Consider the following 15,103-nt stretch of genomic DNA (forward strand, 5'->3'; position numbering starts at 1 on the left):
TTAACTTCAAAAACTACATGAAACCCTTTTTTAAAAGTATTTTCCGAACCTCATTGTGTTTATTTTTGTGCTATTACAGCGCTACCTATGCAAAAACAGCTATTTATGATACAAAATATGAAAAGCCAAAAGACTCATTATATCGATTAATAGGGCATGAATATAGTACCACTCGGTTATCAGAATTTGTAAATGTTTTTAGCGGCGCAAAAAATAGCGTTGCTAGAATCAGTAAAGAACTGGAAGGGCTAAAGGTAATAAAACTGCCATTATCAGATGGTATAGTAAAAGCAGGATCGATTAAATTCAACGTAAAAAACAGCTGCTATTTATTAATCGGGATTTTCAGGGATTCTGCAGCAAAAACAAATACGTCTTCATTGGAACGCATTGATTATGGTAAGGGTAGGTTAACAAAAGAACCGCTCATCAAAAATGCAATGAGTATAACTGGTTTACCTGATATTGATATTTACGCAATAGCATATAAGTCAGGAACGCATAGTTTGAAATGGACCGACAACCTTTTTATGATACTGGGGGCAGTACAGTCATTGAAAGATATTAAACATCGGGACGGTGGCTGCCCGGATGGCAGATTATGGGACCCTTTTATTATTGAAGGTTTTACCGCAAAAAAAGCATTGTTTGAAGTTGTTGAAGGGCCTGAACAACCGGTTCTGGATGTGGGAATGGAGGGTGCGCAAGATATTCAGGGTGGATTTGAAGGCGGGGTATGTGTTAAAATTAACGGTGTGTACCATATGTTCCCTACAGAACGTGCCGGAGAAAAAGGGATGGACTACACTTATGATCGTGTTAAAACCAGGATAGGACATTGGACTAGTAAAGATGCTGTAAAATGGAAACGGAAGTCGACTGTTTTTCAGGCAAGTGGAACTTATGCAATTACCCATGATGATAATCCATTAAATGATCGCAGAGGAGCAATTTGGTCCTATATGCCGGTATTTAATGATAAAACGGATACCTGGTACGGCTACTATTTAACTTATACTGTTGATAAGGATATAGCGCCTAATCATTCTTTTGGCCGGATATGGCGGACGGAATCTCAAACGAAAGGTATTGAGGGAATAGGAGGCCCCTACAATGAAGGTGTTGTAATTATGGAACCTGGCCTTGATACGCAATTGTGGGAAGGTCGGCAGGGAGTGGATTCCTTTTTCCCTTTTCAAATCAATAATAAGGAGTGGCTGGCATTTTATGGTGGTGCTTATCCATACCAGTCTTTTAAAGATTACCCGGATAAGCCGGGTAAAGGGTGGTTTATTGGTTTAGCGAAATCTAAATCACCTGAAGGGCCATGGACAAGAATGGATACAACTATAAACCCAATCAAAACAATCCACCCATGGTTTATCGAAAATCCGATTGTTTACAAGCTTTCTGCAGACTGCTACATCACAATTTTTGATGGAGGTCCATTATCCCGGGATGGATACAATTGGACAGAAGCTACTTATATACCGATCGAAACAAAGGTGAACAAATGGTGGGATATCATGCGAACACCAATGTGTTTGATAGATGAAGGGAATGACATGTTTACAATTGTATATGCTGCCATAAACCACAATAAACGCTTCCATCCGATTGGGAAAGTGAAAGTGAAGCTGAACAGGGAGGTTTTGAAAAACCGAACCGACTTAATTAAGCACTAATCATCTTTTTCCAATTTTCGTAATTCTTGTGAACCTGGTCTGTATTGCTGCCGGGCTGGTGAATGGATTGCTCTGAGTTCAAAGTTTTTAAATGGGCAATATCTCTAAAGATGCCTGTTTTTAATCCAGCCAAATAAGCTGCCCCTAAGGCAGATACATCCGGCATTCCCATGTTTACCACATTTTTTTCTAGCAAATCGGCAGTAAGCTGTAGTACGAAACTATTGCTGGCTATACCTCCGTTAACCGTTAGCTCCTCCAATTCTATACTTGTATCGTTGTACATCGCAGTGATCACATCCTTGATCTGATAGGGGATAGACTCTAATGCCGCCCTTACAATATGATTTTTATTTGCACCAAAAGTTAACCCATTGATCTCAGCTTTTCTATTCATGTCCCAATGAGGAGCCCCTAATCCGCTAAACGCAGGAATCAGATAAACACCATTGTTGTCGGATACAGATCTGGCCATACTTTCAGTTTCCCTACTATCCGCAAATAATCCCAATTCATTTTTAAGCCATTCTATAGTTGATCCGCAGGAAACAATTACTCCTTCAAGGGCATAGGCCACCTCCTCATCCGTACTCCAGCAAATTGTGCTGATCATGCCACTGCCCGACGATTTAAGCTCAGTACCAATATTCATCAGGATAGAACATCCGGTACCTAATGTAGCCTTTGCAGTTCCTGGAGCAAAACACCCCTCGCCAAATGCTGCCGCATGCGAATCGCCAATCATCGCAGTAATGGATATTCCAGCCGGAATCAAATCGTTAAAACTAGTTGTTCCGAAAAAGTGTGATGAGGGTTTAATCGATGGAAGATTCAATTTAGAGAGCTTGAAAATATCCAGCAACACTTTATCCCAGGTTAATTCTGTAAGGTTAAAAAATAGTGTTCTGGATGCGTTGGTATAATCCGTTAAATAAGATTGTCCCTGTGTGAATTTATACAGCAACCAGGTATCTATAGTTCCGAAATAAGCTTTTCCTGCGTCAATTTCTTTTTTAATGTTCTCATCATTTTGATACAACCAAATCAGTTTTGTGCCTGAAAAATAGGGGTCGATAATCAGGCCGGTTTTCGACTTTATGACTTCTCCTAATCCATCGGCAGATAGTTGATTACAAATGCCGACAGAGCGCTTACACTGCCACACAATAGCGTTGTGCAAAGGCTTCCCTTTCTCGTCCCAAATCACAAATGTTTCCCTTTGGTTAGAGATGCCACAAGTTTTGATATCGGCTAAGCTTCCGCCTTTTAATTTAAAATCTGCTAAACATTGTGCTAAAGAACTCAATACGTTCTGGTAAATCTCTTCAGGATCCTGCTCCACAAATCCATCTCCGTAAAAGATGCTTTTTAGCGGCATTGATCCCTTGGCAACAACCTTACCGTATTCATCAAATAGTAGTGTTTTAGTGCTGCTCGTACCTTGGTCTATTGATAATATATACTTGCTCATTAGTCGTTTTTAGAATTTGATTTATCGATGATTACTGCCAATAAAATCACGGCTCCTTTTACCACCTGTTGCCAAAATGGAGATACATTTAACAGGACCAGTCCATTGTTTAAAACACCGATAATGATGGCACCGAGTACCGTTCCTAAAATAGTACCCTTTCCACCTGATAAAGAAGTACCACCTATAACTACTGCCGCTATAGAATCCAGTTCATAACTACTACCGGCATTGGGTTGTGCAGAGTCCAGTCGGGAAGTAACTATTAAGCCCCCAATGGCTGCTAATGCACCGGATATTGCATATACAATTATTTTAACGCGGCTGATATTTATTCCCGATAGGCGGGAAGCGCTTTCATTGCCGCCAATGGCATAAATATATCTTCCTAATCTGGTTTTGGTGGTTAGGATTACCGCAAGTAATACCACAATACCCGAAATCCATACTGGAACTGGAATGCTTAGAAACCAGCCTGTTCCCAAATAGGCAAAATCATCACCCAAACCCGAAATTGGAAAGCCCTGAGTATACAATAGGGTTAACCCACGTGCAATGGTTAACATAGCAAGTGTGGCAATAAAGGCAGGGACTTTAAACTTAGTGATAGCCCAGCCGTTAAATGCACCAAGGAAGGTACCTGCCAGTACACCAACGAGCATTGCGCCTAAAATTGTAAACCCTATAAAAAGATCAGCTTGAGGAAATGCTAAACCATTTTTAAGTAATCCTGCAGTGAGGGCGCCGCAAAGTGCTAAGACCGAGCCCACAGATAAATCTATACCAGCCGTTAAAACAACGAGCGTCATTCCGACAGAAATGCAGATATTCACCGAAATTTGCCGCATGACATTCCAGCCGTTAGAAACGGTAAGGAACTTATCGGAGATGAGACTGATCAATAGGCAAAGAATAAACAGCGCTATTAAAGATTGAAATTTTATGAAAAAGGGTTTGTATAACTTTAAGTCCATTTTAGATTGATTTAGGAATTGCTGCTTTGAGGATACATGCTTCGTTGGCTTCGTTTATAGGGATTTGTGCAGTAATGATACCTTCCGACATCACCATTACCCGGTCTGATATCGCTAAGATTTCAGGCAATTCTGAGGAAACCATAATAATGCCCATTCCCTTATCGGCAAGGCTCAGAATTAACTTATAGATCTCGTTTTTCGCATTTACATCGATACCACGTGTAGGTTCGTCCAACAGCAAAATTTTAGGATGTGTAGCCAGCCATTTTGCAATAACAATCTTTTGCTGATTGCCTCCGCTAAGATCGCCGGCAGTTTGCTTCCCCGAGGATGTTTTGATTTTAAGCTCTGACCGGTATTTATCACATAATTGGGTTTCTTTCTGTATTTCGAGCATACCTAAGTGCTCCATATCTTTTAATGTCGTAATTCCGATATTCTTTTGAACATCAAGATCAAGCAGCAAACCGTCTTTCTTCCTGTCTTCCGGTACTAAAGCCAAGCCCGCTTTAATGGCATCCGCTGCGCAATTGATGGAAGTTGCTGATCCGCTGATCCGAACTTCACCGCTTCTGTATTTTGGATGAAGACCAAAAATAGCTTCCAGTAATTCAGTTCTTCCGGCACCCATCAAACCAAAAACCCCTAAAATTTCTCCTTTAGCAAGGTTAAATGATATGTTTTTAAGCAGATATTCCTGCTTTTGATTTGGGTTTCTAAGGCAAAGGTTTTTCACGGAAAACAACTCCCCGGTAGTGACCTTTAAGCTTTGCTTTCTGATCATCTGAACTTCCCGGCCAACCATTTTATGAATAACGTCGTCGGCGTTCATTTCCTGGATATTTCCACTTTCTATTACACAGCCATCTCTTAAAATGATATAGCGGTCTGCAATTTTAAATAACTCATCCAGCTTATGGGAAATGTAAACAATTGCTTTATTTTCTTTTCTCAGATCATTAATGATCTCAAATAAAACCTTAACCTCGTTGTCACTGATAGCCGAGGTAGGTTCATCCATAATAATAACCTCAGATTCTGTTAGCAAAGCCTTTGCAATTTCTACAACCTGCTGTTGTCCCACTTTTATATCAATGATCAAAGTATCGGGGTTGACGTTTAGCTTTAAACGATCGAGCAAGGACTGTGTTTTTAAGCGCATGGCTTTTTTATCCAACTCGCCCCAGGAGGTGGTAATTTCACGACCTAAGAATATGTTTTCGGTGACCGATAAATAGGGGATGAGGTTGAGCTCCTGATGAATAATGGAAATGCCACATTCCTGCGCTTGTTTCGGGTTATCAAAATTAACGGTCTTGCCATTAAAAATCACTTTACCCTCATAGTCTGGATATACGCCGGAGAGGATTTTCATTAAGGTGGATTTCCCTGCACCATTTTCTCCAATAATCGCAGTTACTTCGCCTGCCCGAATTTCGAGATTGATCTGATCAAGTGCCTTAATGCCCCCAAAATGTTTACTTATATTTTCTACAACCAGCATCTTTTATTATTTAAGTATTTTTAATTGAACAGGCGTAATCTCGATATCACTGAGGTTTAAAAATTTCTTATTTAGTTCAATGGCCCCAACAAATTCAATGCGGTCGCCACTAGCTATTCGCTTCTTAAAATCGGGTAAAACTTCATCTCTGATGATCTGGTTTATGCCTGCAGATATCTCATTAAAATCTGAGGTGTTGTCAAAATCATTCGTATTTATTAATCCCGAAGCATCCCTTACTGCATTTCCATAAACGTATTCTGTTGCAATATTGACAACCAGATTTTCCGTTGTTGCTGTACTGAGTAGCGCTACTTCATTTTCGTTGACCTTCATTACTTTTCCTACACCTTTAACCATGAAATATTTCAAATCACCTATTCCGAGTGCCTTGCCGTAAGTTGAAAAAGCTTTTTCAGGATCAGTTTTAAGCAAGGCTATCAATTCATTTAATGACAGGGCTTTATTTAACGATGGCAGTAGTTTTTTATTCCAGAATGTCCTGGTGTATTGACTAATGTTGATTTTTTCGGTGGAGGTGCGGGCGCTAACTTCCGTTAATTTTTTGAAGTAGACGGAGTGGTAACCAATAAACAGGAAGGCAATCAATGCAAGCAGGTATTTTAAAAACTTCTTCATATTAATTAGCGCTATAATTTTTAATATTTTCAGGAGTTACCAGTTCAACTGCCACAGGAACCTTTTGAGGAAAGTTGCGCTTTCCATTAAAATATTCCTGTGCATATAACGCAGCAGTTTCTGCCATAACTTTTGGATACTGCATGCCTGTGGCTTTTATTTTACCCTCTTTTATAGAATTGAGTACATCATCAGCACCATCAAAGCCGAATACCTGTACATGATTAGCTTTACCCGCTGCATACAGTGCCTGGTATGCACCCATTGCCATGGCATCATTTCCGCAGAAAACGGCGTCGATATCTGGGTTTGCCTGTAATATCGACTCCAAAACTTCCATGGCTTTGTTCCGGTCAAAATCTGCACTCTGCTGGGCTACCATTTTTAGCCCGGGATAATGATCAACAACACTATGAAAACCTTTAGAACGTGCCCAGGTATTATTGTCGCCCACTAAACCTAAAATTTCTACGTACTTACCTTTCTTATTTAGCTTTTTAACAAAATATTTGCCTAATGCAATACAGCCTGAATAGCTGTCGGATAAAATCTGTGACGTTGCAGATTTGTTAGAGTTGACCTCCCTGTCCATACAAAATACAGGAACATCGGCTGCTTTAGCTTTCGACACATTTGCAATAGAGCCGTCGGCATCCGTAGGATTAAACAAGATGGCATTAAAGCCTGAACTGATGGCGTTCTCAAAGTGATCTGCTTCTAAAGCAGTATTGTTTTGAGAATCAAAGATTTTGGCTTCATAACCCAATGCTCGTGCCTTAGCAGCTGCGGTTTCTGCTAGTACCACAAACCAGGGGTTGTTTAATGTAGAAACAATTACTGCAATTTTTTTCGGTTCTTCTGCAGTGGGTTTATTTCTGCAAGCGCCTATTGTCAGCAACGACAACACTAAAAAGAATGCATAAATTCTCTTCATAAGTTTACAGGATTATATTTGGTTAGGGGTGTTGTTGTATTAGCTTACGAGTTTCCGCGCAGCTGCCAGAATTCCGCTTTCGGATATTCCATAGTGGTTAAAAATATCATTTTGAGAACCAGTCACGGTATATTCGTCGGGGATGCCCATAATTTTAAAAGGATTTCTATAATTATTTTCCATTAAAAATGAAGCGCAGGCTTCGCCTAATCCACCAAAGATGCTGTGTTCTTCCACAGTAAGAATGGGCTTTCCACTTTCCGCAAGTCTGGCAATCAGTTCATAATCCAGGGGCTTAATGGTATGCATGCTTACTATAGTGGCATTGATGCCATACTCAGCCTGTAACCGCTCTGCCGCCTGTAAAGCAGGATGAACCGTTTCTCCTGTTCCAATAATCGTCAGGTCAGCTCCGTTTCTAATTATTCGCCCTTTACCAAATTGAAAGTCATTGCTTTCCGGCAAAAGATGTGGCATGTTCTTTTTTCCGAACCGCAGATAAATCGGTTGATTTAGTGCTGCGGCCTGTGTAATGGCCTGTTCAGTTTCATAGTTATCTGCCGGGGCTACAATGATCATATTGTTCACTGCTCGTAGCGCCGCGAAATCGTGTAAGCTATGGTGGGTTGAGCCTAATGCGCCATAACTCACGCCTGCGCTGATCCCAATTAAATTAACAGGGTTATCGGAATAAGCCACATCATTCTTAATTTGTTCAAACGATCTGGCGGTAAGAAAACATGCAGGTGATACCGCAAATACCTTTTTACCTGTGGAGGCAATTCCAGCAGCAACACCTACCAGGTTTTGTTCCGCAATTCCGATTTCAACAATCTGCTTAGGAAACTTTTCTGCAAAAGGGACCAATTTTCCTGAACCCCTTGAGTCGCTGGTTACCACAATAATGTCTTTGTCAAACTGTGCAAGCTTTTGAAGTGTTTCCGAAAAAACTTCCAGGTTTGCCTGCCCTGTTCCGGGTCTTTTATTTACGATTGTTTCCACTTTATTTAAATTATAATGACGCCAATGTATGATCTAATTCCTGTAGTGCGGAGGTGTATTCTTCTTCAGAAGGCACCCCATGATGCCATTTTATCTGATCTTCCATGTAGCTAACCCCTTTTCCTTTAATGGTGTGTGCAATGATCAGACTTGGTTTGTTTTCCTCAAAAGGCATACTGGCCAGAATCGCTTTTAGTTGCAGGTGATCATGGCCGTCGACGTGTTTAACCGACCAGCCGAAACTCTCAAATTTTTGATCGATAGGATCGGTATTACATACGTCGGACGTTTTACCGGTAATCTGAAGTTTATTATGGTCAATGATCGCACAAAGGTTATCCAGTTTATAGTGGGATGCTGTCAACGCGGCCTCCCAGTTAGAGCCTTCTGGCAATTCGCCATCTCCCAATAGGGTAAAAACTTTATAATCCTTACCATCAAGTTTTGCCGAAATGGCCATTCCTACACTTAGCGGTAAGCCATGTCCTAATGCACCTGTGTTTTGTTCAACACCGTTAACTTTCTTTGTCGGGTGTCCGATATAATGTGACTTATATTTACATAAGGTTTCAAGATCTGTCTCAGGAAAGAAACCTTTATCTGCCAACACCACAAAAAGCGCTTCCACACAGTGACCTTTACTTTGAACATAACGGTCTCTGTCTGCTGATTTTATATTTTCAGGCCCGACATTCATCGTCGTGTTGTAAAGCACATTTAAAATATCTACGCAGGATAAGCTGCCTCCGGTATGACCTGCTTTAGCACCGTAAATGTATTTCAGAATCTTTTTCCGGTATTCTATGGATTTTGTTTGAAGTTCTTTTTCCGTCATCATTATAAAATTAAATCAGGTTAATGCTGATAAATTTCCCATCCCATGTAGTTTTCGAAGGCTTCTTTTAATACACCTGCGGTTTTTGAAGCATTCATAACCACATGGTGCTCAAAACCATTTTTGCAAACATATTGCATCAATCCCTGTAGGTTGTTTATTTTGGCCACTGCTCTGTTCCCAAATGTGTTAAGTGGATCGTCAGTAAGTTCTCCTTCACCGAAATAGGCTTTAATCACACCTCTGGTGTCATCTGTACTGATTCTTCCATAAGTTAGCGGCATTGCAGGTGTGCGACCGTCTAGCGCGCCGTATGTGTTTTCTACGCCTACGGTAGTTCCTAAGATAGGGGCGTTGCTGATTTGTATATCCGGTAAAAATGATTTTGCCCAATTTCCACAATGGAAGAGCACACATTTTTCCTCATCAGCCGCGTAATTGTTATTCCAGTCTACCAATGCACTTGGCGAACCAGAGGCAAGCTGCATGGCATACATGGTCAACGTACCCGTAACATCAACTTCACAAGCGCTTGGTAGCATATTTTCGCTCATCATACTCATAGTGGTACATACATTACACCCAAAGTTTTGTTGTAATGAAGTCCAGCATTGAATGGCATTGGCATCCAGTGAATTGTCTCTCATAAAATCATTCAGCACCACATCCAGCTTTGCAATCTGTATCATGGCTTCGGAAGGGGTATTGCCAGAGGGCGCATAATTGTTGATCTTTTCAAGATGTTCTTTCACCACCTTGTCGTCTTTACTGAGCTTATTTGCATGGCCCAGGATTTCTGAAAGATCAGCAGTAACCACCGAAATACCATGGCGCTGTAATATTTTTTCACTGTAACGTACGGTGTTAAAACCTCCTGGTCTGGCGCCTATAGCACCGATACGCACATTTCTTAATCCTTTTACTACACGACATACTGCAGCAAAGTTTTTCAGGTCTTCGATAAAAGAAGGGTCTGAGGGATGAACGACATGTTTGGTTGTTAAGGTGTATTTAATGCCGAATTGGTATAAGTTATTACAGACAGAAATCTTACCGCACCAGGAATCTCTTCTTCGTGCTACATCTAGTTTATCCAGATCGTCAGGATAGGCCTGAACCAGAACCGGAACATTCAACTGAGCAAGTTTTAATGTTTCTGCAACACCTCTTTCATCTCCGAAATTAGGTAGAACCACTAAAATGCCCATGATCTCATCTCTGTGCCTTTTAAATAGTTCAGCACATTTCTGGGCATCATGGAAGGTCTCTACGCCACCAAGTTTCGACTGTGACTCTTCTAAAAGAATCGCTTTGATATTCGATTTACGCAATACTTCTAAAATTTCCTTTCTTGCGTCTGCTACCAAACGATCCGGGAAAAAGTCTCTGTTACCTATTATTACACCTAATGTCATTTGTTTTTCCATCAATTAATCCGCTATAATCAGTTCTATTTCATTTTCGTTTAATAAATTTTTGTATTTTTCTTCTATTCCGGCATCGGTTATGATATAGTCGATCATTGATAATGCGCCGAGACTGGCAAGAGAACTCTTGCCGATTTTGGTCGAATCAGCCACCAGATAAGTGGTCTCTGCTGCGTTAATCATTGCCCGCTTTACCACCAGGTCGCTGATACTTGGATAGGTTAAGCCAGCTTTAAGAGACAAGCCTGCAGTAGCTAGAAAAAGCTTATGAACATTTAATCCAGTGAAAAAATCAGCTGCTTTTTGTCCGGTTAGCGATAAGGTAGGCGGTTTAAATTCACCACCTGTCATGATCACTTCTATTCCGGGTTCTATGCCGAGCATCAAAGCGATGTTTAAAGCATTCGTAATAACCGTTAAATTTTTAATGCCTTTTAATTTCTTCGCAATCTCCGTGGTAGTGGATCCGGAATCTAATATAATGGTGTCGCCTGGGAATATAAACTCCAGGCATTTGTTTGCAATGAGTTCTTTTTTATCAAGATTATCCTGATGGCTTAAGGAAAATGTGCGGACCTGGTTTTCCATGTTTTTTAAAAAGGCACCCCCGTGTTCTCTAAGTATTAATCCTTCCTTTTCTAGTTTTTCTAAATCCTGTCGGACGGTAACCTCTGTGACTTTAAAAAGCTTTGCAAGGACAACAACTTTTGCTGACCCATCTTCTTTTAAAAGTTCTAGTATCTTGTCTTTTCGCTGGTTAGCAAGCATGATGTCTTCTCCCTTTTATTTTGTTTTTGTATTTGGTTATACTCAAAGTAAAACAATAAATAGTTAATAATCGAAGGAAAAAGAAAATAAACAAAGATTTAAGTTTGTGATTTGATAATATTCTACAATATTTAGGGAAGATTCTATAGCAAACAGCAAGGGTTGCGTTGCAGATTTGTAATAGCTGCCGAACTAATCAAATATTATTAACCTGAAATGCCGATAAGTATGATAAGGATTTGAAAAAGGTAAGACTTCCTTTGAAACCTTATATGGCGTTAAGAATAATAGTGATTCAAAGAAAATAGAAGAAAAAAGAAAATAAAAGAAAATCTTCTGTATATTAGATAATAAATATGGTCATGTGTCGCTTACTGCTTATCATAGCCTTATAACCAAGTATAAATATCTATGCGTGTTATTTATGAATATGTTATTCATAATAAAAAGTCTGATTGTTTTTATCTTTTGGTTGATAGGTATTGAATTTTGCGATTTATGAATCAAAACGTTTAACCAAATATTGATAAAAATTATGCAAAAAACATTACTCAGCAAATGCCATTGGAGGGCGCTATCAGGTACTAAGTTGCTACTGGCCATTGCAATTTTACCATGCTCCTCTATCGCAGCAGAAGAAATTACGGCTACTAATTACAGCAACGCTGTTTTTTTTGTGCAACAACGAATAACCGTCAAAGGGACGGTTGTTGATGATAAGGGACTTCCGCTGGTTGGCGTAAGTATCAAGGCTAAAAATGCGACTGGCGCAGCTTCAACCAATAGTAACGGTGAATTTAGCATCAATCTGGAAAATCAGAATAGCGTACTCGTCTTCAGTATGATTGGTTTTAAAACCGTAGAAGTTGTGGCATCGAATAACATGCGGGTAGTACTGGTGGATGATGTTGCCGAACTGGATGATGTGGTGGTGATTGGATACGGTACTGTCAAAAAACGTGACCTTACCGGATCTGTAGTGTCGGTAAAATCAGAGGAAATCACCGCCAGGCCGGGTCCGAATCCTATGGAATCGTTACAGGGAAGGGTGGCTGGTTTGGATATTACGCGCTCATCCGGACAAGCCGGAGAGGGTGTTAACCTGCAGTTACGTGGAACCAGATCAATTTCCGCCAGTGGCTTGCCTTTATTTATCATCAATGGCTTACCTGGTGATTATGCTACTTTAAACCCTAACGATATCGAAACTATCGATGTTTTAAAAGATGCGGCTTCAACTGCTGTATACGGTGCATCGGGAGCAAATGGTGTAATCATCATCACCACAAAAAGTGGAAAGGCAGGGAAATTAAACATCGATTTCAACGCTTATTATGGCAATAATGGCATGTCAGTTGTTCCTGATGCACTGACTAAAGATCAGTATCTGGATGCCAAAAGAGAGGCCTATAAATATAACTTCGATGGTGCAACCAGAAAGTGGGTGACCACTGCAGTTGCTGCAGCAAATGGATTTCCTGCAGCTGGTCCACCTCAATGGCGATCACCGGCAGATGATAAAGCAATTTTTGGCGATGCCAGATATGCGTTGTTCAACGATGGCAATTTTGTGAATTGGGCAGATATTTTCATGAGAGATAACGCTGCTTTGCAAAACTACAGCTTAGCTGCTTCCGGCGGTACCGATGCTACAAAAGCTTACGTTTCATTTAACCTAAATAATGAGAAAGGCCAGTATATTGGAGATGATTACAAGCTCTATTCTACAAGCATGCGTCTGGATCACAAGATTAGAAACTGGCTTTCTATAGGCGCCAATCTTCAGGCTTCTTATGTGGATAGAAATAAAGCGCAGGACAAACTGGAAAACGCTATTGTTACTGATCCCCTGGTACAACCTTATAAAGCTGATGGATCTGTAAACCCGGATCTGGGAAGTAATGTATACAATCTTTTACTCGATTATCAGCCAGGAGTTTATGGAAACGTAGACAACAACACAAAAGTGTTTTTTAATCCATATATAGAAATCAGACCAATAAAGGGACTAACTATTTTAAGCCGGGGTGGCGTACGTATGGATTATTTAAATACTTATCGTTTTGATGGGGTGGGTTCTGTGAGTTATACTTATGTAAATGCGAATATTGCCAGAGCCCGGATTAACCAAAACCGTTATCAGCAGTATCAGTGGGAAAACGTGTTGACCTATAACTACCTTCTTGGAAAGGACCATGACTTTACCTTTACCGGTGTTACCTCTTACTTTCACACTCAGGACACCAGAACCGAGATGAGCCAAGCCGTCGCCAACAACAAATTTAAATGGTACAGGTTTACCCCCGATGTGAACAGTACTGCCACATCATCTTATACGATGTCTAAGACCTTCGGTTTAATGGGGCGTATCAATTATGCATATAAAGGTAAGTACCTTTTTTCGGCTTCAGTGCGCAGGGACGGATCTTCGGTATTATACGAAACCAATAAGTGGGATAATTTTCCTGCAGTGTCTGCTGGCTGGAGGGTTTCTGATGAAAACTTTATGGAGGGTACAAAGAAATATATCAATAACCTGAAAGTTCGCGCTACATGGGGTATTGCTGGAACTGCCTATATTCCCGCTAATTCTTCTTCTAGTTTCGTAGAACAGGCCAATATGTCTTTAGGTGGTGAGTTGGTTCCCATTTACCGTAATTCACAATTTATTACCAATCCAAACCTGGTGTGGGAGAAGTCTAAAACCTTGAACCTCGGTCTGGATCTGGGATTGTTTAACAACCGTATTGATATGGCCCTGGATTATTACAATACCAATACTGACGGAGTAATCTATAACTTCAATTCACCTATCATTTACGGAGCATACAGATCCGGTAGCACACCTTATCAAACTTATCTCAATATCGCAAAGACCAATAACAAGGGTTTCGAACTCACCATAAATACACGTAATATTGTGAGTAAGAATTTTGAATGGACCTCTTCTATTGCTTTCTCGCGTAACCATGAGGAAATTTTAAAATTATCAGAAGGTACTGCTAACAACATTACCAATAATGTGGCGGGAGGAGATAACCGTGCAGGTGGAAATTACGCATTAACGATTGGTCAACCCATTGCTTCATTTAGAAATTATAAGATTGATGGAATCTGGCAAATAGGCGAGGAAGCAGATGCGGGTGCATTTGGAAGACGCCCGGGAGACTTAAAAGTAAATACGCCTGGTATTGTTAAATTGGCAGATGGGGTATTTACGAGGGAAGGCACAAACCTGTATTATTATACCAACCTTAGTGATGCGCAAAGATTTAATCCTGCATTAACTGCTGCATCTTCTCTCTACACTTACAATAATACGAATGACTTTCAGACTATAGGGCACAACACGCCTGATTTTTCATTGGGTTTCCAAAATAGTTTTAAATACAAAAACTTTGATCTGGGTATTTATTCTTATTTGCGTTGGGGACAAACCATCAACTACGTGATGATGGGATGGTATAACCCAAGTGCATTGGCGACTGTTGCCAGTCCGCCAAGAACGTTCCTTTCTGATTTTAACTATTGGACGCCAGAAAATCCATCCAATGATTTTCCTGTAATGAATATTCTTGCATCTCCTACATCTATGACCGGATTTTCGGGACTGAATTATGTAGACGGCTCATTCTTTAAAATCAAAAACATCACGCTGGGTTATACATTGCCAGAAAATATTGCAAAAAAGATTGCGATGCGTAAAGTACGTTTTTACAGCACCCTGACCAATCCATTGGTGATTACAAAAAGCCATTTCTTAAAAGACTACGATCCGGAAATGAATGGCGAGATGGATTACCCGTTGACTAAACAGTTTGTGTTCGGCTTGAATGTATCATTTTAATCGTTAAGTAATAA

General features: G+C 40.3%; 11 protein-coding genes. 2 read left to right on the forward strand and 9 right to left on the reverse strand.

Features of this window, described 5'->3' with window-relative positions:
• The first annotated feature begins 17 nt into the window (after window positions 1-17).
• Window positions 18-1,685, forward strand: coding sequence for a hypothetical protein (locus B9A18_RS10565; protein ID WP_084289255.1), 1,668 nt, complete (start codon window positions 18-20; stop codon window positions 1,683-1,685).
• On the opposite strand, the gene B9A18_RS10570 is transcribed toward B9A18_RS10565, so the two are convergent.
• The 9 genes from B9A18_RS10570 to B9A18_RS10610 are packed head-to-tail and all read right to left on the reverse strand — an operon-like array spanning window position 1,675 to window position 11,242.
• Entirely contained in the window at window positions 1,675-3,156 is a 1,482-nt protein-coding gene (locus B9A18_RS10570; protein WP_084289256.1) for an FGGY family carbohydrate kinase, read from the reverse strand. The genes B9A18_RS10565 and B9A18_RS10570 overlap by 11 nt on opposite strands.
• Window positions 3,156-4,130: an ABC transporter permease gene (locus B9A18_RS10575; protein WP_084289257.1), complete on the reverse strand. Its 975-nt coding sequence runs from the start codon at window positions 4,128-4,130 to the stop codon at window positions 3,156-3,158. Before B9A18_RS10575 ends, B9A18_RS10570 begins: the two co-directional genes overlap by 1 nt.
• 1 nt (window position 4,131) lies before the next feature.
• Window positions 4,132-5,637: a sugar ABC transporter ATP-binding protein gene (locus B9A18_RS10580; protein ID WP_084289258.1), complete on the reverse strand. Its 1,506-nt coding sequence runs from the start codon at window positions 5,635-5,637 to the stop codon at window positions 4,132-4,134.
• 6 nt (window positions 5,638-5,643) lie between these two features.
• Window positions 5,644-6,276 carry a DUF2291 domain-containing protein gene (locus tag B9A18_RS10585; protein ID WP_084289259.1) on the reverse strand — a complete coding sequence of 211 codons (633 nt, stop codon included), beginning with the start codon at window positions 6,274-6,276 and terminating at the stop codon, window positions 5,644-5,646.
• A gap of 1 nt (window position 6,277) precedes the next feature.
• On the reverse strand, window positions 6,278-7,210 hold the full coding sequence (locus tag B9A18_RS10590; RefSeq protein ID WP_084289260.1) for a D-ribose ABC transporter substrate-binding protein: 933 nt from the start codon (window positions 7,208-7,210) through the stop codon (window positions 6,278-6,280).
• 39 nt (window positions 7,211-7,249) lie between these two features.
• Entirely contained in the window at window positions 7,250-8,212 is a 963-nt protein-coding gene (locus tag B9A18_RS10595; protein WP_084289261.1) for a transketolase family protein, read from the reverse strand.
• Between the two features lie 10 nt (window positions 8,213-8,222).
• On the reverse strand, window positions 8,223-9,050 hold the full coding sequence (locus B9A18_RS10600) for a transketolase (RefSeq protein ID WP_235005293.1): 828 nt from the start codon (window positions 9,048-9,050) through the stop codon (window positions 8,223-8,225).
• 17 nt (window positions 9,051-9,067) lie between these two features.
• Window positions 9,068-10,474 (reverse strand): L-fucose/L-arabinose isomerase family protein, encoded by a 1,407-nt coding sequence (locus B9A18_RS10605; RefSeq protein ID WP_084289263.1) that lies wholly within the window; start codon window positions 10,472-10,474, stop codon window positions 9,068-9,070.
• A gap of 3 nt (window positions 10,475-10,477) precedes the next feature.
• Window positions 10,478-11,242 (reverse strand): DeoR/GlpR family DNA-binding transcription regulator, encoded by a 765-nt coding sequence (locus tag B9A18_RS10610; RefSeq protein WP_084289264.1) that lies wholly within the window; start codon window positions 11,240-11,242, stop codon window positions 10,478-10,480.
• A gap of 535 nt (window positions 11,243-11,777) precedes the next feature.
• Here B9A18_RS10610 and B9A18_RS10615 point away from each other — a divergent pair.
• On the forward strand, window positions 11,778-15,089 hold the full coding sequence (locus B9A18_RS10615; protein WP_235005294.1) for a SusC/RagA family TonB-linked outer membrane protein: 3,312 nt from the start codon (window positions 11,778-11,780) through the stop codon (window positions 15,087-15,089).
• Window positions 15,090-15,103 lie beyond the last annotated feature (14 nt).

Source organism: Pedobacter nyackensis, from assembly GCF_900176505.1.
Classification (GTDB): domain Bacteria; phylum Bacteroidota; class Bacteroidia; order Sphingobacteriales; family Sphingobacteriaceae; genus Pedobacter; species Pedobacter nyackensis.

What these genes read in the sequence shown, in the direction of transcription:
- B9A18_RS10565 (WP_084289255.1), top strand. Translation starts at nt 18, where the DNA reads ATGAAACCCTTTTTTAAAAGTATTTTCCGAACCTCATTGTGTTTATTT.
- B9A18_RS10570 (WP_084289256.1), bottom strand. Translation starts at nt 3,156, where the DNA reads ATGAGCAAGTATATATTATCAATAGACCAAGGTACGAGCAGCACTAAA.
- B9A18_RS10575 (WP_084289257.1), bottom strand. Translation starts at nt 4,130, where the DNA reads ATGGACTTAAAGTTATACAAACCCTTTTTCATAAAATTTCAATCTTTA.
- B9A18_RS10580 (WP_084289258.1), bottom strand. Translation starts at nt 5,637, where the DNA reads ATGCTGGTTGTAGAAAATATAAGTAAACATTTTGGGGGCATTAAGGCA.
- B9A18_RS10585 (WP_084289259.1), bottom strand. Translation starts at nt 6,276, where the DNA reads ATGAAGAAGTTTTTAAAATACCTGCTTGCATTGATTGCCTTCCTGTTT.
- B9A18_RS10590 (WP_084289260.1), bottom strand. Translation starts at nt 7,210, where the DNA reads ATGAAGAGAATTTATGCATTCTTTTTAGTGTTGTCGTTGCTGACAATA.
- B9A18_RS10600 (WP_235005293.1), bottom strand. Translation starts at nt 9,050, where the DNA reads ATGATGACGGAAAAAGAACTTCAAACAAAATCCATAGAATACCGGAAA.
- B9A18_RS10605 (WP_084289263.1), bottom strand. Translation starts at nt 10,474, where the DNA reads ATGGAAAAACAAATGACATTAGGTGTAATAATAGGTAACAGAGACTTT.
- B9A18_RS10610 (WP_084289264.1), bottom strand. Translation starts at nt 11,242, where the DNA reads ATGCTTGCTAACCAGCGAAAAGACAAGATACTAGAACTTTTAAAAGAA.
- B9A18_RS10615 (WP_235005294.1), top strand. Translation starts at nt 11,778, where the DNA reads ATGCAAAAAACATTACTCAGCAAATGCCATTGGAGGGCGCTATCAGGT.